Here is a 21,778-nt window from a genome sequence, read left to right as displayed (position 1 = left end):
AAGCCATCTCCAAGGAGAGATGGCTTTTTACTTTGGTCAGTCTGCTGAAACGGCTGGTTTCCCCATCGATTTTTTTTCGAAGATCTGCTCGAAAATCGGGAAGCTGTATTGAACGACGAACCCTAACGTGAGAGTCACAATGATCGTTCCGATTCCGATATCCCCTTTAAATAGGAAAGCGAGTGAAAGGGCAAATCCCTCACTGATGATCCTGGAGTTACGAAGATTTAAGCCGAAACGTGTGTGAATGGCCACCATAAGTGTATCCATCGGACTTGCCGGAAATTTAGCCTGCAGGTAAATGGCTATTCCAAGTCCCATCGTCAAGATCCCTGAAACAAGAGCGAAAAGCTGATTGAACAGCATCTCAGGAGCATAATTGTTAAAGACAACGAGCAGCCAAAAATCGATTAACATCCCAATTAAAAGGATAGATCCCGCTGCCAATACATCCGGTTTTTTCTTCATAATAAGGGCATTCAAGCCAATGAGCACAATTCCATTGATGAAGACCGCAGTCCCCACCGTGATTCCGAACATATTCGATTCACCAACCGCCAGGGCATCCCAGGCAGAAGCGCCGAGTCCTGATTTAATAATGAGGGCAACCCCCATTGTTAAAATGAAAAGTCCAATTGTAAAAAACATAAATCTTCGCTTCATCTACACAAACTCCTTATCTGTAAACGTTCTCATTCAAATACTTAAAAAAAACAGACAATCCACTTCGATCATGCTTTTAAAGTAGGAGGTCTGACGTCTTCTAATGAATAATAATAGTTTACTTTAAAACGTGCGGGAAGGCAAAGTTAATTTTTGTATGGAAATGATGTTTGGTTTATGACAGTTTTTAACTAAAACAAGTTAACGGCTCATAAATCCGTAACCACTCAACCCCATATAAAAAACAGCACCAGATCACAACGGATCAGGTGCCGTTCCCAAACCTTTTATGGCTGTTTCTTAAATTGATTGTTCTGACTGTTCCTTTTACCGCCGCCGTCCATCTCAACCGTCGGACCGGCATCCCCCTTCACACTCGCTGCACTAACCCCAGCCTTAGAAGGATTCTTCTTATGCTTCGCCATATCGAACACCTCCACCCCTAACATGCCCGAAACACGAATGAATTATGAGGGACGGACCTCCAAATTTAAGCAGAAACGAACACGAAAGAGAAGGGGAATCCCTTCAGAATAGGCTTTTTTAAAAAAATGGGAGGAGAAATGGCCGTCTACCTAAGGTCCGTCCCTCAAAAATAACATATAAATAATAGTAGGGAATTTGTTTTGGTATTTGTCTTCACGTGGACGGGTTTTGGTGAATAGGTTGCTGTAGACGGTTGTAGACGTTTGCCCATTTGAGGGTGTGGGAGACATTAGTGAATTTTTTGTAAATTTAACGTTTAAATATTGCGATATTTTAGAATATCCGATATATTAGATGTAACAGGAACTCATTCGAGTCTTTTTTTTAAGTGAAAAATGAATGAGTATTCATTCAAAGTGTGTATAAGGGGGAAATACCATTGGTTCGTAGAATTCAGAAAGCCGCAGTGTTAGGATCAGGAGTCATGGGTTCAGGAATAGCCGCTCATCTTGCAAATATCGGCATCCCGACAATGTTATTAGATATCGTACCAAGAGAATTGACCGACGAACATAAAGCAAAGGGACTGACAGAAGAGAGCAAGGCGTTTCGTAATCAATTTAGTGAAAACGCTTTAAAAAAGCTCTTCAAACAAAAACCGGCTCCATTAACATCAAAACAAAACGCTTCACTAATTACGGCAGGTAACTTTGAGGATGACCTTGCAAATATCGGGGACTGCGATTGGGTGATCGAAGTAGTTGTCGAAAACTTAGATATTAAGAAAAAAGTATTTGAGCAGGTGGAGCGCTACCGTAAACCTGGCAGCATCATCAGCTCCAATACGTCAGGGATCTCAATTGAGGCTATGTCAGAAGGACGCACTGAAGACTTTCAGAAGAATTTCTTAGGTACGCATTTCTTCAATCCACCTCGTTACTTAAAGCTTCTTGAAGTGATTCCTACGAAAAAGACGGATCCGGAAGTCGTCAGCTTCATGAAGACATTTGGTGAAGACGTCCTCGGTAAAGGTGTCGTCATGGCGAAGGATACGCCAAACTTCATTGCAAACCGGATCGGAACATATGGATTGCTGGTTACGGTACAGGAAATGCTGAAGGGCGGCTACTCTGTAGGAGAAGTGGATTCCATCACAGGGCCGACGATCGGAAGACCGAAAAGTGCGACATTCCGTACACTTGATGTAGTGGGACTTGATACGTTTGCACATGTTGCAAAAAATGTGTACGACCAAGTGGATGGCGAAGAGCAAAAGGTGTTCGAAGTACCGGCCTTTATGCAAAAAATGCTTGAAAATGGCTGGCTTGGAAGTAAGAGCGGTCAAGGCTTCTTCTTGAAGCAAGGAAAAGAAATACTCGAACTGAACCCTGAAACATTGGAATATCAGCCACGCAAAAAGCTGAAGACAGCTTCACTTGAAATGGCGAAAAATGAAAAGGGATTAAAAAATAAAGTAAAATCACTTGTTTACGCAAAAGATCAGGCAGGTAGCCTTCTTTGGAATATCGTGTCACCGGTCTTACTCTATTCGGCACAGCTACATGGCGAAATCGCCGATGATATCGTAGGGATCGACCAGGCCATGAAATGGGGATTCGGATGGGAAATGGGACCATTTGAAACATGGGATAGCATCGGAGTTGAAAAATCCGTAACCCGTATGAAGGAAGAAGGCCACACTGTACCTCAGTGGGTTGAAACCATGCTTTCAGAGGGTCATTCTACTTTCTACAAAGAAGAAGATGGAGAGCGATATTTCTATCACAACGGTGACTACCAACTGGTAGTGCGGAATCCTAAAGCTCTTGATTTAAAAGCTCTGAAAAAACAGGGGAATCTGATCAAGAAAAATTCCGGAGCGAGCCTGATCGATATCGGGGACGGAATTGCCCTTCTTGAATTCCATTCTCCAAACAACGCCATTGGGATGGATATAACGCAAATGATCAACTTTGCCGTTGATGAAGTGGAGAAGAATTACAAAGGTCTTGTCATCGGAAACCAGGGCAAGAACTTCTGTGTAGGAGCAAACCTTGCCATGATTCTTATGGAAGCACAGGATGACAACGTCTTTGAAATTGATATGGTCGTAAAACACTTCCAGCAGGCTATGATGAAGATCAAATATTCCTCTAAACCAGTTGTTGCAGCGCCATTCGGTATGACATTAGGCGGAGGTAGCGAAGTCTGCTTACCGGCTGCCCACATCCAGGCTTCCATGGAAACCTACATGGGATTGGTTGAAGTCGGTGTAGGATTGATCCCTGGGGGAGGCGGAAACAAAGAGCTTTATATGAAGCACTTAGCCAACCTGCCGAACGGTGTGGAATTCGATCTTCAAAAAGTAGCCAATAAAGTATTCGAAACGATTGCCATGGCGAAAGTCTCCACATCCGGTGATGAAGCAAGGGACAATAATTTCTTAAACAAAGCAGATGGAGTGAGCGTGAACAATGATCATCTGTTATACGATGCGAAACGCGCAGCACTCAGCTTATACGAAGGTGGATACTCAGCGCCGATCCGTAAAAAGGTTCCGGTTGTAGGTGAACCAGGTTACGCGACTCTGCTTCTAGGGGCTCAATCCATGTTCCAATCAGGCTTTATTTCAGAACATGACCTGATGATTGCGAAAAAACTTGCATACGTCATTGCAGGAGGAAAAGTACCATACGGAACCGAAGTAGACGAACAATATCTGCTGGATCTTGAAAGAGAAGCGTTCCTGAGCCTGGTTGCTCAGCCGAAATCTCAGCAAAGAATGCAGCACATGCTTGTAAAAGGAAAACCATTACGCAATTAATCAGCGTTTTTATCATATGAGAAAGCGGGGGAATATCATGCGCGAAGCAGTCATTGTTGCTGGTGCAAGAACACCAGTCGGAAAATCACGAAAAGGATCATTGGCCGGGGTAAGACCGGATGATCTTGGAGCACTTGTAGTCAAGGAAACCCTCAAGCGTGCAGGAAATTATGAAGGTAACATTGATGATTTGATCATCGGATGTGCCATGCCTGAAGCAGAACAGGGATTGAATATGGCACGGAATATCGGAGGACTTGCAGGTCTTCCGGACTCGGTACCTGCGATCACGATTAACCGTTACTGTTCATCTGGACTACAATCCATTGCCTATGCGGCAGAAAAAATCATGCTCGGTCACTCAGACACAGCCATTGCAGGTGGAGCAGAATCCATGAGCCTTGTTCCTATGATGGGTCACGTGGTCCGTCCCAACGCAAAGCTCGCTGAAAACGCTCCTCAATATTACATGAGCATGGGTCACACGGCGGAACAGGTGGCAACTAAGTTCGGCGTATCCCGTGAAGATCAGGATGCCTTTGCCGTGCGAAGCCACCAAAAAGCAGCCAAGGCAATCGCTGAAGGGAAATTCGATGATGAAATCGTACCTGTTGATGTCCTTCATCGCTCAGTGAACGGTAACAATAAGCTCGTCGAGAAATCCTTCCAATTCACAAAGGATGAGGGTGTGCGTGCGGAAACAAGCTCGGAAGTACTGGCTAAATTACGCCCGGCTTTCAATGTGAAGGGTTCTGTAACGGCAGGGAACTCTTCGCAAACGAGTGACGGGGCTGCGGCTGTCATGGTGATGGATCGTGAAAAGGCAGGTTCACTGGGACTACAGCCGATGGCGAAGTTCAGAAGCTTTGCAGTAGCGGGAGTTCCACCTGAAATCATGGGAATCGGGCCGGTTGAAGCGATTCCACGGGCATTGAAGATGGCAGGGCTTGAGCTTTCAGACATCGGATTATTTGAACTGAATGAAGCTTTTGCTTCCCAGTCCATCCAGGTCATCCGTCAGCTCGGATTAGACGAAGACAAAGTAAACGTGAATGGTGGGGCCATCGCTCTTGGTCATCCGCTTGGCTGTACAGGCGCGAAGCTTACCCTTTCACTTGTCCATGAAATGAAACGCAGAAACCAGCAATTCGGTATCGTCACCATGTGCATCGGAGGCGGAATGGGAGCAGCAGGAGTATTTGAATTAATAGGTTAATAGAGGAGGGACGGACCTCTCACTGAGAGGCCCTCCCAACTCACTACAAAATAATCAATTTTAGGGGGATTCGAAATGGCGAATCAAACAGATAAGTTAATCAAAGGCGGAAGTTTCTTAATTGAAGATGTAAGCTTTGAACAAGTTTTCACACCGGAAGATTATTCCGATGAGCAAAAAATGATTGCAAAAACGACGGAAGATTATGTCCTGAATGAAGTGGTACCTGTCATTGACAATCTGGAAAACCATGAGTTCGATCACTCTGTCCGCCTTTTAAAAGAAGCTGGAGACCTTGGTCTTCTTGGTGCGGATGTACCTGAAGAGTACGGTGGATTGGGCCTTGATAAAGTAAGTTCGGCTTTGATTGCTGAGAAAATGTCACGTGCTGGCGGATTCTCCATCTCTCACGGTGCCCATGTGGGGATCGGTTCCCTTCCAATCGTTCTTTTCGGTAACGAAGAACAAAAGCAAAAGTATCTTCCTGTACTTTCAACTGGTGAAAAGTTAGCGGCTTATGCACTGACTGAGCCAGGTTCAGGTTCTGATGCCCTTGGTGCAAAAACGACGGCTAAATTAAACGCTGAAGGTACCCACTATATCTTAAATGGGGAAAAACAATGGATCACAAACTCTGCATTTGCCGATGTGTTCGTTGTTTATGCGAAGATTGATGGGGAGCACTTCTCAGCATTCATCGTGGAAAAAGAATTCCCTGGCGTTTCAACAGGACCAGAAGAAAAGAAAATGGGGATCAAGAGTTCATCGACTCGTACATTGATTCTTGAAGATGCTGAAATCCCAGTGGAAAACCTACTTGGGGATGCTGGCAAAGGTCATATCATTGCCTTCAACATCTTAAATATCGGTCGTTACAAATTAGGAGTAGGTGCAGTGGGAGCAAGTAAGCGCGCTCTTGAAGTAACGGTTCAATACACGAACCAACGTCAACAGTTCAAAACTCCGATCTCAAGCTTCAACTTAACGAAAGAAAAGCTTTCAACGATGGCAGCACGCTTATATGCAGCTGAAAGCTCCGTTTACCGTACAGTTGGCTTATTCGAGGATCGTATGAGCAAGCTGTCGGATGAAGAAGTAAAGAATGGAACAGAGGTTGCCAAATCCATTGCTGAATACGCAATCGAGTGTTCACTGAACAAATTCTTCGCAACGGAAGTACTGGATTATATCGTTGATGAAGGCGTTCAACTTCACGGTGGATACGGTTTCATGCAGGAATATGAAATCGAAAGAATGTACCGCGACTCCCGTATCAACCGTATCTTTGAAGGAACGAATGAAATCAACCGTCTTCTTGTTCCTGGCACATACCTTCGTAAAGCGATGAAGGGTGAATTACCACTACTTCAAAAAGCACAGGCGCTTCAAGAAGAGTTAATGATGCTTATGCCTGAAGAAGTGGGCAATGAGCCACTGGCACAGGAAAAATACCTTGTGAAAAATGCGAAGAAGATCGGCTTGATGCTGTCTGGATTAGCAGCACAGAAATACGGTAAAGCCCTTGAAAAAGAGCAAGAAATCCTAGTGAACATCGCGGATATCGTTTCTGAGGCTTATGCAATGGAATCCGTTGTTCTTAGAACGGAAAAAGCGATTGAAAAAGGTGGCGTAGAGAAAGCGAAGCAAAAACTTCTTTACACACAAATCTTCTGCCAGGAAGCATTCAACAAAATCGAACAGCATGCGAAAGAAACACTTGTTGCAACCGAAACTGGTGACACACTTCGCATGATGCTGTCAGCACTTCGTAAGTTCACCCGCCACACACCGATCAACGTGATCGCAGTGAAGCGTGAAGCATCAGAAAAACTGATCGACTCAGAAAAATATGCACTGTAAGTAAGTCAGGGACGGACCTCCGAATCGGAGGTCCGTCCCTATTTTTGTTCTATAACTTGACATACCGAACCCAGTAAATTATTATATGTTTAAACACTTGAACGTTTAAGTGTTTAAACATTAAAACAAGGTGGTTACCATAAATGAATAAAACGGTATTGATAACAGGAGCTTCAAGCGGGATCGGGTTAAACTTCAGCCATAAATTTGCAGGATCTGGCCATGATGTGATTCTTGTAGCCCGTAGTGAGGGAAAGCTTCAAACTCTTTCAAATGAAATCGAGAACAAGTACGGAGTAAAGACGTATGTATTTACTTCAGACCTTTCAAAGCCTGATGCTTCAAAGAAATTGTTTGAAGAAATAAAAGCCCAAGGAATACAAGTGGATATTTTAATCAATAATGCAGGGTTCGGTCTATTTGGAGAGTTTGAGCAAACGGATTTGTCAAAGGAACTGGACATGATCCAAGTGAATATCACAGCCCTTACAGAGTTGAGTAAGTATTTTGGTAAAGAGATGGTGAAGAGTAAGAAGGGACAAATATTAAATGTCGCATCAACCGCTGCGTTCCAGCCCGGACCGTTGATGGCAGTGTATTACGCGACAAAAGCCTATGTACTGTCTTTCTCGGAAGCTCTCGCGAATGAGTGGGCACCACATGGAGTGAATGTGACGGCCCTATGCCCGGGAGCCACTAAAACGGGATTCAGTGACGCTGCGGAACTTCAGTCCTCCAAACTGTTCCAATCAGGCGTGATGAGTGTCGAAGATGTAGTGGAGGAAGGGTATAAACAGATGATGACAAGCACTAAAACGGTCATTGTCCCAGGGATGAAAAACCGGATTCTCACACAATCAATTCGGTTCATGCCGCGTAAAATGGTCACCAGTATTGTTCGTAAGGTACAAGAACGGGTATAATTAATAGTGAATGAGTTTGAAGGGAGAACACTATGGGTCAAAAAGCAATCGATACATTTCGTGCTTGTATACCATTATTTCAAGCGCTGAGCGATCCTTATCGTCAAGATATCATTTTACTTCTTGCCGAACAAGAACCTCTTACGGTCAATCAGATAACTGATAATCTGACACTATCCCGGCCTGCTGTTTCGCACCATTTAAAAATCCTGAGGGATCAGCAATTAGTATCCATGGAACAAAAAGGAACCCAGCGTTTCTATTCTCTTGAATTGGATAATGCAACCGACCTCCTTAAAGAGTTGGTAGAAACGGTAGAAAATCAATGCAGCTAATGTTTCTGAAAAGAAGGATACTTACGGATATTGTCGAATGTAAGAAATAGATGACTGTTGCCGGACGGGGATTTCCCCGTCTCCGGATTTTATTGAAAGGTGGTGGAATGATGTCATTGACTTTTTATTCTTATCCGAAGTGCGGTACATGCCGCAAAGCTAAAAAGTGGCTGGAAGACCAGGGCACAGCTTTGAATGAAGTACATATTGTAGAGAATCCGCCCTCAAAAGAAGAACTTAAGAGCATGTATGAAAAGAGCGGATATCCTCTTAAGAAGTTTTTCAATACAAGTGGAAAAAAATATCGTGAACTTGGTTTAAAAGATAAAGTGAATTCAGCATCGGATGATGAATTATTGGAAATCCTTTCCTCTGACGGAATGCTGATCAAACGTCCGATTACAACGGATGGAAACCAGGTTACAGTAGGTTTTAAAGAAGAAACATTTGAAGATACCTGGAAGTAATTCGGGGCCCTGGATTCCCTAAATCATGGGCTATGAAAAAGTTTCATTATTCATACTTGGTTTTCTTGCTTTTTCAATGAAAAGTGTGTCAATATTAGGTTGTATAACTAGCATTTGGAGGGATAGAGAATGAGTACACCGAAAGAACTTCGTTATTCAGAAGAACACGAGTGGGTCAAAGTTGAAGGGGAAAATGTACGCGTAGGAATTACATCATTTGCACAATCTGAACTGGGCGATATCGTATTCGTCGAGTTACCTGAGGTTGGCGATGAAATCAAAGCGAATGAGCCATTCGGCAGTGTTGAATCGGTTAAGACCGTTTCTGAGCTGTATGCCCCTGTTTCAGGTAAGGTGGTAGAAGTGAATGAAGAGCTGTCCGACAGCCCTGAATTCGTGAACGAATCACCTTATGAAAAGGCATGGATGGTCGTTGTTGAGCCTTCAGATGCTGGAGAAGTAGACAAGCTTATGACAGCTGAACAGTATGACGAAATGATTAATGAAGGATAATATCTGCCAGGACACCTTGAGGATTTCTCAAGGTGTTTTGTTTTTCTTTTTGGGCATCATATGACTACGCGTAAATAGAAAGGATGAAGACGTATGGTCCTTGAACCAAAGAAATTAGATGTGACAGGCAGAGTCACTGGTAAACTAAAAAATGGTGAAGTTGAGTTATACCTTGATAATCAACCGATCGGCAAAATGAGTCTGCCTCTTGATGGGGTGACTCTGGAACCGAACTTTGAAGCAAAGGAAAATAAAATTTATCAAAGCTATACTTCCACTGATGGACATGACGCCAGATATACGGATTGTGATGAAGGTGGATGGTGTTAGATTTTCTCGGTGCCAGATTCATTATTGAATCTGGCACCATTTCTATACGTAATGAAACAAACCACTTGCACTATTTTTTGTAAACATGAGAAAATATGAGTAGAAAGTGGACATCATCTCTTGTTATCTGAATATACTATCCTAATCTTATTTCTGAAAGATAAGGTGATGATCATGATGGAACTTGACGAAAAGGTAATTATCGTTGAAGGAACAACCGATAAGAGAAAAGTAAAAGACATTATTAAAGAACCAATTGAAATCATTTGCACAAATGGAACGATCAGTATTACAAAGATGGACGAACTGATTGACGAACTGTTTGAAAGGGATGTGTACATCCTGGTGGATGCCGATGATGCAGGTGAGAAGTTACGTAAACAGTTTATGCGTGAATTTCCTGAGGCCGGACACCTTTACATCGACCGGATGTACAAAGAAGTAGCCGCAGCTCCTGAATATCACCTTGCCTCTGTTCTGATCGGAGCAAACATTGATGTGCATAAACAATATCTTGGAAAAAGGATGATCTAGTTTTGATCGAGGTAAGCAGTACAGAAGAATTACAGCAATCGATTGATGGTCATACGTTAGCAGCCGTATACCTTTATACACCAATGTGTGGTACATGCCAGGTTGCAGGTAAAATGATGGACGTTGTGGAGAAACTTCCCCAGTCGTTCCATTTTGTGAAAGCAAACTTGAACTACTTGCCCGAATATGCAGAAGAGCACTCCATTGAAAGTGTACCCTGCCTGCTCCTCTTAAAAGATAGCGTGGAACAAGAAAGGATTTATGCCTTTCAATCCGTTCCATTCATCTATGAGACCATCACCAAGAATGCTTAGAGAGATAAAAGACCTTTTTAAAGAGGGTCTTTTTGTTTGGCTGTTTTCGCAAAGATTGTTGCTATTCTCATACAAACCAAGATATACGATGCTCTGTCATTTAAGTTATGGTGCAGGAGGGTGAAGGGAACTGCTTCGCTTTCCACGGACGTTCGGCCGAGCCTCCTCAGCAAAAACCGCTTCCGGGGTCTCGGCACGCCTGTTTTCCGTAGGAGTCTACGCAGTTCCCTTCACCCTCTGGAGTAGTATGTGTTGACAGAGCAAAATGGTGTGTGACCATCAGTTTTAAAAGAGTATGGGACTATGAAATAAAATCAGTCACTGCAACGAATGAAAAAGCAGTGGCATACCCGATCTCCACATTTCCTTTGTGATAGTCAAATTTCGCGTCAGTTGATTGGAGCGGAAGGTGCTCGACTCCTGCGGGAAACGCTGGACAGGTGAGACCCCGCAGGCGAAGCCGAGGAGGCTCACCGCCAGCCCCGCGGAAAGCGAGCACCTGTAGCGGAAATCAACCGCCACTCGCTACATCCAAAAACAACAATGTTTACGAAAACAGCCTTTTGTTTTTATACTTTGGACATTTTAGCATTTTTCGTTCTACATTCGCAGACATATTTCTCGGGAAATGGTTCGAATCCCCTCATTTTTTGACCTTCCATCATCCAAATTCTTACTGTTCGACAAATTTGATACATCCGTTCAAAACATGTCGAGAATGTTTAAAAGGGAATGATCACCTGAAGTGGAATTGTAAGTATATAGAAGTTTCACTGGGAGGGTATTCATGCGACTATATTTAGAGGAATTAGTAGATCAGTGTCATTCAAGATACCATTTACGACTCTTGTTTCCAGACAGCCCATTTATCCTTCATTTTCAATGCAGGGATTGGATCTATGGAATTTCCATTTCGAACAGCCGTTGTGCAGTATTAGAAGATATAATGCCTGAAGCACATTTTGTGATCGAGGGAGAAGAGGGGGATATCATTTCTCTGTTGACAGGTGAAGAGCGATTGTCCCAACTGGTTGAAAAAGGAATCCTTGAAGTCAGGGGAGGATACCGCCCGCTGCTATTTGTGGAGTCGGTGCTTTGGTTGACAAGGTCCAGGGTGAAGGAACCGGTTAAAGTGTCATAAAAGTAAAAAAAGAATTGACACTTTTCTATATCCGATGATAGAATCTCTCTTGTAGCAAATTTTCAGAGTCTTTAGCTAATAAAATTAAATAACTTGATACTTTACTCTTATTTAGAGAGGTGGAGGGACGTGCCCTATGAAGCCCGGCAACCGTCAATGAAAATTGAAATGGTGCCAATTCACTCAAAGCGATTGCTTTGAAAGATGAGAGAAAGGATAGTCCTATATATGATTATGCCTTTCTGCTTATCGCAGGAGGGCATTTTTTTATTGAATATCCTGAAAGAGCTTGAGAGGTTGCAGGGATATATTTACAATCCTGATTAAAACGACCGTTTTACTTAGAAAGAAGGTGGAGACAACATGATCAGCATTTCAGATGTAAAGAAAATCTATCAATCCAAAAATGGTCCGATTGCTGCAGTTGATGGAGTAAATATTGACATTGCCGAAGGAGAAATTTTTGGAGTGATCGGCTATAGTGGTGCAGGTAAAAGTACGCTGATTCGAATGCTCAATGGACTCGAGGTTCCGAATCAGGGTATTGTCGATGTGAATGGACAAATCGTTTCCAAGGTGAAGGGGAAAAAGTTGCGAGAGGCAAGACAGTCCATTGGAATGATTTTTCAACACTTTAACCTCCTCTGGTCCCGGACTGTCCTGCAAAATATTATGTTCCCCTTGGAAATTGCAGGGGTACCCAAGAAGGAAAGGATACAAAGAGCCAATGAATTATTGGTGCTGGTCGGATTGGAAGGCAGAGGGGATGCCTATCCTTCTCAACTGAGCGGAGGGCAGAAACAAAGAGTCGGGATAGCGAGGTCTCTGGCGAATAATCCAAACGTCCTTCTATGCGATGAAGCCACCTCAGCATTAGACCCGCAAACCACCGATTCCATCCTTGATTTGCTGGTGGACATCAATCAACGGTTAGGACTCACAATCGTCTTGATCACCCATGAAATGCATGTGATCAAAAAAATCTGTCACCGTGTGGCTGTCATGGAAAAAGGGAAGGTTGTAGAAATTGGTGATGTCCTGGAAGTGTTCCGGAATCCACAAGAGCAGGTGACAAAGCGATTTGTAAAGGAAGTATCCCAAGGAGAGGAAACGGGAGAAACAATTCAGCACCTATTGGAACAGTATCCGAATGGAAAAGTCATTAAATTTACATTCGTGGGCGATTCGACTGAGCAACCGCTCATCACCAGCCTGATCAGGAAATTCGATCTTGAAGTCAATATCCTGCAAGGGCAAATTTCACAAACACAAAAAGGAGCTTACGGTACGCTATCCGTCCATCTGGACGGGGAAGAACAGACGGTCAACAAAGCCGTTCAGTTTGCCGAAGAGCAGTTGGTTAAGGTGGAGGTGTTACGAGGATGATGGAGAACTTATTTCCGAATGTGGATTGGGAAAAGATGTGGGAAGCCACCCTTGAAACCCTTTATATGACCGGGATGTCGGTGTTAATTACATTTGTATTGGGGATGATCCTTGGAATTTTGTTATTTCTTACATCCAAGGAAAATTTGTGGGAGAACAAGCTTACTTATACCATAACGAGTGCAGTGGTCAACGTGTTCCGCTCCATCCCGTTCATTATCCTGATTGTACTATTGATTCCCTTCACCAAATTATTATTGGATACGATACGTGGAGCGAACGCAGCTCTTCCTGCTTTGATCATAGGAGCGGCTCCTTTCTATGCCAGGATGGTTGAGATTGCTCTGAGAGAAGTGAACAAAGGCGTCATTGAAGCAGCGAAAGCAATGGGAGCTAAAACGAGTACGATTATATGGAAAGTATTGATCCCTGAATCACTTCCGGCTTTAATATCAGGAATCACAGTAACAGCCATCGCCCTCGTTGGATATACAGCGATGGCAGGGGTCATCGGGGCAGGAGGCTTGGGGAATCTCGCCTATCTGGATGGATTCCAGCGCAGCAGGGAAGATGTAACACTGGCAGCAACGATCATGATTTTACTTGTCGTTTTCGCCATTCAACTAATAGGTGATTTCTTTACAAATAAATTAGATAAAAGATAAAAAGGAGAGAATGATAATGAAAAAATGGGCAGCAGGTATTATTGCAGCAACGAGTATCTTTGGTTTAGCAGCATGCGGGAATGATTCAAGTTCCGGAGGCAGTGACGAGAAGGAGTTAGTGGTTGGGGCATCGAATGTACCTCATGCAGAAATTCTTGAACAAGTGAAGCCGATCTTAGAGGAGGAAGGGATCGATCTTCAAATCGAGACGTATCAGGACTATATCCTACCGAACAAAGACCTGGATAATGGGGACCTGGATGCGAACTATTTCCAAACCACACCGTATATGGACTTACAAATGAAAGAAAATGACTATGATTTCGTCAACGCCGGCGGAATTCATATCGAGCCGATCGGTGTATACTCTAAAAAGTATAAATCACTTGAGGACCTTCCAGAAGGCGCAACGATTCTCATGAGTAACTCCGTTTCCGACCATGGACGCATCCTTACTTTATTGGAGAAAAAGGGTCTGATTACATTAAAAGACGGTGTCGAGAATACACAGGCTCAACTGGAAGACATCAAAGAAAACCCTAGAAACCTGAAATTCGATTATGAATACGAAGCAGCCCTGCTTCCACAAATGTATGAAAATGAAGAAGGGGATGCGGTCGTCATCAATTCGAACTATGCCATCGATGCTGGCTTGAAGCCACTCGAAGATTCAATTGCCATCGAAGACAGTAACTCACCGTATGTAAATGTGATTGCAGTGAACAAAGGTGATGAAAACAAAGAAGAGGTAAAAGCTTTGGTTGAGGCATTGCGCTCAAAAGAAATCCAAGACTTCATCAATGAAGAATGGGACGGAGCGGTGGTACCGGTAACTGAATAACAATCATAAGAGACTGGGACAAAAGGGTTTCAGATAAAGAAAAATCCGAACGAGTAATTTGATAAAAATCTAACTCGTTCGGATTTTTAATTTTTAAAATCCATGTATTTAGCAGGTTCTAGCTGTTGATTGGAGTGCAAGACAAAGACTCCTGCGGGAAAAGCGGAATAGGTGAGACCCCGCAGGAGCGCAAGCTGTGAGGAGGCTCGCCTTCCGCCCGAGGAAAGCGAAGTCTTGCACGGAAATCAACAGCGGTGTAACACGTAATCTCATTGTTCGTCTTTAGAGTGTATAGATTTAGTTATGTCCCAGCCTCTTTATTTGATCACAGCCCTTTCCGTAATTTAATAACATAATCATTTCCTGATTGGCTCATACTATTTCCGATGAATCTATTTTGAGATGGAGTTGAATGAAATGCAGATGGAACCGAGAAATACAACAGAAGCAGCCCTTCATGATTATAAAATGGGACTTGGAATCTTCACTGAGAAAATGCCGGAACTAGCTGAGCAGTATAACACATTTACCGAGCACTGCTTTAGAGAAGGAGTACTTACCAAAAAAGAAAAACAGCTGATTGCCCTTGGAATCAGTCTGTATTCACAGGATGAATACTGCATCATCTATCACACAAAAGGATGCCTCGATCAAGGGTGCAGTGAGGAAGAAATCCTTGAGGCCATCGGCGTAACAGCTGCATTCGGCGGAGGAGCCGTCATGAGCCAGGCAGTCACCCTGGTTCAACAGTCGATTCAAGACTTGAATCAATTAAAGCAATAACCTAATCGAGAGGGAGAAATCCTTCTCTTTTTTTTGACTCTTTTCGTAAGGCAGTTTTCTCAAAAATTGTTGCGATTCTTATACAGACTTAAGTTTTGGGTATGCTCTGTCATTTAGGTTGTGGTGCAGGAGGGTGAAGGGCACTGCTCCGCTTTCCACGGACGTTCGGCCGAGCCTCCTCAGCAAAAACCGCTTCCGGGGTCTCGGCACGCCCGTTTTCCGTAGGAGTCTACGCAGTTCCCTTCACCCTCTAACGTAGTCAGTAGTTGACAGAGCAAAATGGTGTGTGACCATCCGTTTAAAAAGAGTATGGGACTATGAAATAAAATCAGTCACGGCAACGAATGAAAAAGCAGTGTCATACGCTATCTTCACATTTCCTTTGTGATAGTCAAACTTTTCGTCAGTTGATTCTCGCTGCAGGCGCAGCCGAGGAGGCTCACCGCCAGCCCCGCGGAAAGCGAGCACCTGGAACGGAAATCAACCGCCACTATCTTCGTCAAAAGCAACAACAGTTGCCATTTTTGAAAGAGAGTATCAAAAAATCAATAAATATACATTCTAATTAATAAATTCACACTTCCATACTATTAATTGGCAGTATAATGGCGGAATTTTGTGAAAACTTAAGGGTAGCCCCCGGGAGTGATTCTGAAGGTGAATTTTTCAGAAAAAATGATGAAATTCCGGTTTTGTCTTATGAACGAGGGGGTAGTATAGTTGTAAAGTAATTAAAAACCTGAAAGGAATGATTCATTATCGACTCTCTTGAGAGTATCTCGTACACAAGTGAAATGGAAAAGGCTATGCATGGAGCCCATGGGATTGGTTATGAGGTGTACAAACGAAAGCATGATGTCAGGATGCAAGTAGAGCAGAAGAGAGAGCAGGAATACAAGGAAAGCAGAAGAATGATTGCGGCCCTTGATCGCAGGGTGCACGCTAATATATAATAAGGAAGAAAAAAGGAAACCAGTGTAGGATGTGCACTGGTTTTTTGCTGTTTATAGATGATGAAAGGGCAGAAAACCGGCTAAAGTCCGCCAAAGAGAAACAAGTCATCGACATCCTACATTTTTCCACCCGTTTAGGACAACAATAGATAAGGATTCTATCGTCCGGTTAACATGAACTGACAACTTGAAAAAGTTGATTATAGCTTTTATTTGTTATAAGATTGTAATGAGAATAAATTGAGAATGATTAAAGAATTGTATTCTTAAATTCATTATAAAGTCACGGAGGTAAATACACATGGCAGGTTCTACTTTAACAATTAAAGATCTTCATGTTGAGATTGAAGGAAAGGAAATCCTGAAAGGGGTTAACCTTGAAATTAAGGGTGGAGAAATCCACGCAGTAATGGGACCAAATGGTACAGGTAAATCAACTTTATCTTCTGCTATCATGGGTCACCCGAAGTATGAAGTGACAAAGGGAAGCATCACGTTCGACGGTGAAGATGTCCTTGAAATGGAAGTGGATGAGCGCGCTCGCGTAGGTCTATTCCTTGCAATGCAATATCCAAGTGAAATCAGTGGCGTAACGAACGCAGACTTTTTACGTTCAGCCATCAACAGCCGTCGTGAAGAGGGCGAAGAAATTTCCCTTATGAAATTCATCCGCAAAATGGATTCCGAAATGGAATACCTTGAGATGGATCCGGACATGGCTCAACGTTACCTGAACGAAGGATTCTCGGGCGGAGAGAAGAAACGTAATGAAATCCTTCAATTAATGATGATCGAACCAAAGATCGCTATCCTTGATGAAATCGATTCAGGTCTTGATATCGATGCTCTTAAAGTTGTTTCAAAAGGAATCAACAAAATGCGTGGGGAAGATTTCGGTTGCCTGATCATCACTCACTATCAGCGTCTTCTTAACTACATCACTCCAGATCATGTTCACGTCATGATGCAGGGACGCATTGTGAAATCAGGCGGCGAAGAATTAGCTCAACGCCTTGAGGCGGAAGGATATGACTGGATTAAAGAAGAGTTAGGAATCAAAGACGAAACTGTTGGCCAAGAAGCGTAAGTGTTAGGGGGATGAAAATGACTGTAGAAACGAAACTACCAGTAGATCAGGACTATGTCAGCTCCTACTCAAAACAACTTGGAGAGCCAGAATGGTTAACAACCCTTCGTACAGATGCCTTTGATAAAGTAAAGGATCTTAGCCTTCCAGTTGCTGATAAAACGAAGATCACAAATTGGAATTTCACTCAATTCCAGAAGCATTCAGTTGAAAGTGACGCGTTTTCATCATTGAGCGAGCTGCCTGAAGAAGCGAAAGCATTAGTTGATTTAGAAAACAAAGATCAAAGTCTTTATATTCAACGGAATAATACACCTGCTTTTCTTTCACTATCGAACGAATTAAAAGACAACGGTGTTATTTTTACGGATATTTTTACAGCAGTGAAAGAACACAGCGAACTTGTACAGAAGTATTTCATGACTGAAGGCGTGAAAACGGATGAGCATAAGCTTACTGCCCTTCACGCAGCGTTGATGAATGGAGGAGCCTTCCTGTACATTCCTAAGAATGTGGAACTTTCTCAACCGATTCAAGCGGTTTACGTTCATGACAATGCTGAAGTTGCTATGTTCAACCATGTATTGGTTGTCGCAGAAGATAATAGCTCTGTCACATATGTAGAAAACTATATCTCTACAGCTGATGTAGAGAACGGTGTATACAATATCGTCACAGAAGTGTTGGCAAATAATAACGCGAAAGTGGCATACGGTGCAGTGGATAATCTTACAAGCGGATTCACGACATATGTAAACCGTCGTGGTGTAGCAGCAAGAGATGCCCGCATCGAGTGGGCTTTGGGGTTAATGAACGACGGTGATACCGTTTCTGAAAATGTGACGAACCTGATGGGCGATGGCTCATATGGTGATACGAAAACCGTCGTTGTCGGACGTGGAAAACAAAAACAAAACTTCACGACGAAGGTTGTTCACTATGGTAAGAACTCTGAAGGATACATCCTTAAGCATGGAGTAATGAAAGACGAATCGTCTTCCATCTTCAACGGTATCGGTAAAATTGAACATGGTGCATCCAAGTCGAATGCAGAGCAGGAATCACGGGTGTTAATGCTTAGTGAAAAAGCACGTGGAGACGCGAACCCGATTCTTCTAATCGATGAAGATGATGTAACAGCAGGTCACGCAGCTTCTGTAGGCCGTGTAGATCCATTACAACTTTACTACCTTATGAGTCGCGGGATTCCACAGCACGAAGCAGAACGTCTTGTCATCCACGGATTCCTTGCTCCTGTGGTAAAACAATTACCAATCGAAGGAGTTAAGAAACAGCTTGTTGAGGTTATTGAAAGGAAAGTAAACTAATGGATGTAAAAGAGATTCGTAAACAATTTCCGATTCTCGACCAGGAAGTAAATGGCCATCCACTGGTTTATCTTGATAGTGCCGCAACATCTCAAAAGCCTGTTTCCGTTATAGAAGCGATGAATGATTATTATCGTGGATATAACTCAAATGTTCACCGAGGTGTTCATACTCTTGGTACGAGAGCAACGGATGGATATGAAGGTGCCCGTGAAAAGGTCCGCAATTTCATTAATGCGTCCTCTACTCAAGAGGTGATTTTCACCCGTGGAACGACTACTGCAATCAATACCGTCGCAGCGAGCTACGGCCGTGCGAACCTGACTGAGGGTGACGAAATTGTGATCACTCATATGGAGCATCACAGTAACATCATTCCTTGGCAGCAGTTAGCCAAAGAAACCGGAGCGACGTTAAAATATGTTCCACTTCAGGAAGATGGGACGATTGCGATCGAGGATGTGAAAGAGACTGTCACTCCTCAAACGAAAATCGTTTCCATCATGATGGTTTCAAACGTACTTGGTACAATGAATCCGATCAAAGAAATTACCAGGATCGCTCATGAAAATGATGCCGTCATGGTTGTGGACGGAGCTCAGGCAGCTCCACATATGAAAGTTGATGTACAAGATTTAGACTGCGATTTCTTTGCTTTTTCCGGTCATAAGATGGTAGGTCCTACAGGGATCGGAGTACTTTACGGTAAGAAAAAGCATCTGAATAAAATGGAACCGGTAGAATTCGGTGGGGAAATGATCGACTTTGTCGGCCTTCAGGAATCCACATGGAAAGAGCTTCCGTGGAAATTTGAAGGAGGCACACCGATCATTGCAGGTGCCATCGGACTTGGAGCTGCGATTGATTTCCTTGAGCAAGTAGGGCTTCATAACATCGAAGAGCACGAACATAAGCTTGCGGCTTATGCTTTGAACAAGATGAGTGAAGTTGAGGGGATGACAATCTACGGACCAAATGATCCGGGTCAGCGTGCCGGTCTTGTGACGTTCAACATTGATGATGTTCACCCCCATGATGTAGCGACTGTACTTGACGCTGAAGGGATTGCCGTTCGCGCTGGTCATCATTGTGCACAGCCGCTGATGAAGTGGTTGAACGTATCCGCAACAGCACGTGCCAGTTTCTATCTTTACAATACAGAAGAAGATATTGATAAACTGGTTGCCGGCCTGGTGAAGACAAAGGAGTTTTTCAGCGATGTCTTTTAATAATTTAGATCAGTTGTATCGACAAGTCATCATGGATCATTACAAGAATCCACGTAATAAAGGTTCTTTAGAGGATGGAAGCTTTACCATCGACATGAATAACCCTACGTGTGGTGACCGCATTCACCTGACATTGAAGGTGGAAGACGGTGTCGTTCAGGATGCGAAGTTTGATGGAGAAGGCTGTTCGATCTCCATGGCTTCTGCTTCCATGATGACACAGGCGGTCAAGGGAAAAGAGATTGAGAAAGCCCTCAAGCTTTCCAAGATCTTCTCTGATATGATGCAAGGCAATGAATATGATGACGATGTGGATTTAGGAGATATTGAAGCATTACAAGGAGTCGCGAAATTCCCTGCCCGCATCAAATGTGCGACATTGGCATGGAAAGCGATGGAAAAAGGAGTGTCAGAGGAAGAGCAGGACTAATGCTCTCCTTCGGCCCTACCAAAGAATGGAGGAATCAACATGGCTAAGAAAGCGCCTGAGATCGGGGATTATAAATATGGATTCAGCGATAAAGACGTTTCCATTTTCCGCTCGAAACGTGGTTTGACGCGTGAAATCGTAGAAGAAATCTCCCGCATGAAAGAAGAACCTCAATGGATGCTTGATTTCCGTTTGAAATCACTTGAGCATTTTTATAATATGTCAATGCCTCAATGGGGCGGAGATATGCAGGAATTGAACTTTGATGAAATCACTTATTACGTGAAGCCATCTGAAAAATCTGAGCGCAGCTGGGATGAAGTACCTGAAGAGATCAAGCAAACATTTGATAAACTAGGGATTCCTGAAGCTGAGCAAAAGTATCTTGCAGGGGTATCTGCACAGTATGAATCAGAGGTTGTATATCACAATATGCAATCAGATCTTGAAGATATGGGAATCGTATTCAAAGATACAGATTCTGCTCTTAAGGAAAATGAAGAGCTATTCCGTGAGCATTGGGCGAAGGTTATCCCTCCTACGGATAATAAATTCGCTGCCTTGAATTCAGCGGTATGGTCCGGTGGATCGTTCATCTACGTACCTAAAGGGGTAAAGGTGGATACACCACTTCAAGCTTACTTCCGTATTAACTCTGAGAACATGGGTCAGTTCGAGCGTACGTTGATCATCGTTGACGAAGGCGCAAGCGTTCACTATGTAGAGGGTTGTACAGCACCGGTTTACACAACGAACTCACTTCACTCTGCAGTCGTTGAGATCATCATCAAAAAAGATGCATACTGTCGATATACGACGATTCAAAACTGGGCGAACAACGTGTTCAACCTGGTAACGAAGCGTGCCGTATGTGAAGCGAACGCAACGATGGAATGGGTGGATGGAAACATCGGTTCAAAACTGACGATGAAATATCCGGCTGTCATTCTGAAAGGTGAAGGCGCACGTGGTATGACACTATCCATTGCACTTGCAGGGAAAGGCCAGCACCAGGATGCCGGAGCGAAAATGATCCACCTGGCACCTAACACATCTTCTACGATCGTCTCTAAATCCATCTCAAAGCATGGTGGTAAAGTAACGTACCGTGGAATTGTACACTTTGGCCGTAAAGCAGAAGGCGCACGCTCAAATATTGAGTGTGATACGCTGATCATGGATAATCAATCGACTTCCGATACGATTCCTTACAACGAGATCCTTAACGATAACATTTCGTTAGAGCACGAAGCGAAGGTATCAAAAGTATCTGAAGAACAGTTATTCTATCTGATGAGCCGCGGTATTTCAGAGGAAGAAGCAACAGAAATGATCGTAATGGGCTTCATCGAGCCATTCACGAAAGAACTTCCGATGGAATACGCAGTTGAAATGAACCGTCTGATCAAGTTTGAAATGGAAGGTTCAATCGGATAATCTACATGTCAAACTCCCTTGATGTTTATCAGGGGAGTTTTTTCTTTTTCTAAATGGCGGTGGATCAAGCCAAACATAAGAATTTCCATTTCC

23 protein-coding genes and 1 riboswitch are annotated in these 21,778 nt (G+C 43.3%); of the genes, 21 read left to right on the top strand and 2 right to left on the bottom strand.

Annotation, left to right across the window (positions count from 1 at the left end):
• Positions 1-36: 36 nt before the first annotated feature.
• Positions 37-663, bottom strand: a complete 627-nt coding sequence (locus SLH55_RS12085) for a YczE/YyaS/YitT family protein (protein ID WP_219166171.1) — start codon at positions 661-663, stop codon at positions 37-39.
• A gap of 287 nt (positions 664-950) precedes the next feature.
• Positions 951-1,088, bottom strand: coding sequence for a YuzL family protein (locus SLH55_RS12080; RefSeq protein WP_206856877.1), 138 nt, complete (start codon positions 1,086-1,088; stop codon positions 951-953).
• A gap of 440 nt (positions 1,089-1,528) precedes the next feature.
• Between SLH55_RS12080 and SLH55_RS12075 the strand changes: the two genes are divergently transcribed.
• From SLH55_RS12075 to sufB, 21 genes are all read left to right on the top strand, one after another.
• Positions 1,529-3,913 (top strand): 3-hydroxyacyl-CoA dehydrogenase/enoyl-CoA hydratase family protein, encoded by a 2,385-nt coding sequence (locus SLH55_RS12075; RefSeq protein WP_320323522.1) that lies wholly within the window; start codon positions 1,529-1,531, stop codon positions 3,911-3,913.
• Positions 3,914-3,950: 37 nt separating this feature from the next.
• Entirely contained in the window at positions 3,951-5,129 is a 1,179-nt protein-coding gene (locus tag SLH55_RS12070; RefSeq protein ID WP_219166173.1) for an acetyl-CoA C-acetyltransferase, read from the top strand.
• 75 nt (positions 5,130-5,204) lie between these two features.
• Positions 5,205-6,989, top strand: coding sequence for an acyl-CoA dehydrogenase family protein (locus SLH55_RS12065; RefSeq protein WP_320323521.1), 1,785 nt, complete (start codon positions 5,205-5,207; stop codon positions 6,987-6,989).
• A 143-nt stretch (positions 6,990-7,132) separates the two neighbouring features.
• A complete protein-coding gene (locus SLH55_RS12060) occupies positions 7,133-7,912 on the top strand; it encodes an SDR family oxidoreductase (RefSeq protein WP_320323520.1) in 780 nt (259 codons plus the stop codon).
• 32 nt (positions 7,913-7,944) lie between these two features.
• A complete protein-coding gene (locus tag SLH55_RS12055; RefSeq protein ID WP_219166176.1) occupies positions 7,945-8,247 on the top strand; it encodes an ArsR/SmtB family transcription factor in 303 nt (100 codons plus the stop codon).
• A gap of 110 nt (positions 8,248-8,357) precedes the next feature.
• Positions 8,358-8,714: an arsenate reductase family protein gene (locus tag SLH55_RS12050; protein ID WP_219166177.1), complete on the top strand. Its 357-nt coding sequence runs from the start codon at positions 8,358-8,360 to the stop codon at positions 8,712-8,714.
• 129 nt (positions 8,715-8,843) lie between these two features.
• Complete coding sequence (gcvH, locus tag SLH55_RS12045) at positions 8,844-9,227, top strand: glycine cleavage system protein GcvH (protein WP_201714209.1); 384 nt, start codon at positions 8,844-8,846, stop codon at positions 9,225-9,227.
• A 93-nt stretch (positions 9,228-9,320) separates the two neighbouring features.
• Entirely contained in the window at positions 9,321-9,557 is a 237-nt protein-coding gene (locus SLH55_RS12040; protein WP_219166178.1) for a YusG family protein, read from the top strand.
• Positions 9,558-9,731: 174 nt separating this feature from the next.
• Positions 9,732-10,091, top strand: a complete 360-nt coding sequence (locus SLH55_RS12035; RefSeq protein ID WP_219166179.1) for a toprim domain-containing protein — start codon at positions 9,732-9,734, stop codon at positions 10,089-10,091.
• Positions 10,092-10,093: 2 nt separating this feature from the next.
• Positions 10,094-10,405: a thioredoxin family protein gene (locus tag SLH55_RS12030; RefSeq protein WP_257474879.1), complete on the top strand. Its 312-nt coding sequence runs from the start codon at positions 10,094-10,096 to the stop codon at positions 10,403-10,405.
• Between the two features lie 787 nt (positions 10,406-11,192).
• A complete protein-coding gene (locus tag SLH55_RS12025) occupies positions 11,193-11,546 on the top strand; it encodes a hypothetical protein (RefSeq protein ID WP_320323519.1) in 354 nt (117 codons plus the stop codon).
• A gap of 104 nt (positions 11,547-11,650) precedes the next feature.
• Positions 11,651-11,757: riboswitch (SAM riboswitch) on the top strand.
• 152 nt (positions 11,758-11,909) lie between these two features.
• The gene (locus SLH55_RS12020; protein ID WP_320323518.1) at positions 11,910-12,932 is read left to right on the top strand and encodes a methionine ABC transporter ATP-binding protein; all 1,023 of its coding nucleotides are present in this window, start codon (positions 11,910-11,912) and stop codon (positions 12,930-12,932) included.
• A complete protein-coding gene (locus SLH55_RS12015) occupies positions 12,929-13,597 on the top strand; it encodes a methionine ABC transporter permease (protein ID WP_219166182.1) in 669 nt (222 codons plus the stop codon). The genes SLH55_RS12020 and SLH55_RS12015 overlap by 4 nt, the downstream gene beginning before the upstream one ends.
• 16 nt (positions 13,598-13,613) lie before the next feature.
• Positions 13,614-14,438 carry a MetQ/NlpA family ABC transporter substrate-binding protein gene (locus SLH55_RS12010; RefSeq protein WP_320323517.1) on the top strand — a complete coding sequence of 275 codons (825 nt, stop codon included), beginning with the start codon at positions 13,614-13,616 and terminating at the stop codon, positions 14,436-14,438.
• 417 nt (positions 14,439-14,855) lie between these two features.
• Positions 14,856-15,221: a carboxymuconolactone decarboxylase family protein gene (locus tag SLH55_RS12005; protein WP_219166184.1), complete on the top strand. Its 366-nt coding sequence runs from the start codon at positions 14,856-14,858 to the stop codon at positions 15,219-15,221.
• 806 nt (positions 15,222-16,027) lie between these two features.
• Positions 16,028-16,174 (top strand): hypothetical protein, encoded by a 147-nt coding sequence (locus SLH55_RS12000; RefSeq protein ID WP_219166365.1) that lies wholly within the window; start codon positions 16,028-16,030, stop codon positions 16,172-16,174.
• 301 nt (positions 16,175-16,475) lie between these two features.
• Positions 16,476-17,261: a Fe-S cluster assembly ATPase SufC gene (gene sufC / locus SLH55_RS11995; RefSeq protein WP_034763664.1), complete on the top strand. Its 786-nt coding sequence runs from the start codon at positions 16,476-16,478 to the stop codon at positions 17,259-17,261.
• 17 nt (positions 17,262-17,278) lie between these two features.
• Positions 17,279-18,589, top strand: coding sequence for a Fe-S cluster assembly protein SufD (gene sufD / locus SLH55_RS11990; protein WP_320323516.1), 1,311 nt, complete (start codon positions 17,279-17,281; stop codon positions 18,587-18,589).
• Positions 18,589-19,818, top strand: coding sequence for a cysteine desulfurase (locus SLH55_RS11985; RefSeq protein ID WP_219166186.1), 1,230 nt, complete (start codon positions 18,589-18,591; stop codon positions 19,816-19,818). Before sufD ends, SLH55_RS11985 begins: the two co-directional genes overlap by 1 nt.
• On the top strand, positions 19,808-20,248 hold the full coding sequence (gene sufU, locus SLH55_RS11980; protein ID WP_098350063.1) for a Fe-S cluster assembly sulfur transfer protein SufU: 441 nt from the start codon (positions 19,808-19,810) through the stop codon (positions 20,246-20,248). The genes SLH55_RS11985 and sufU overlap by 11 nt, the downstream gene beginning before the upstream one ends.
• A 39-nt stretch (positions 20,249-20,287) precedes the next feature.
• A complete protein-coding gene (sufB, locus tag SLH55_RS11975; RefSeq protein ID WP_219166187.1) occupies positions 20,288-21,685 on the top strand; it encodes a Fe-S cluster assembly protein SufB in 1,398 nt (465 codons plus the stop codon).
• Positions 21,686-21,778: the final 93 nt, after the last annotated feature.

Origin of the sequence: Rossellomorea sp. YZS02 (genome assembly GCF_033963925.1) — a bacterium.
Classification (GTDB): domain Bacteria; phylum Bacillota; class Bacilli; order Bacillales; family Bacillaceae_B; genus Rossellomorea.
This window is presented reverse-complemented; position numbering and strand designations above follow the sequence as displayed.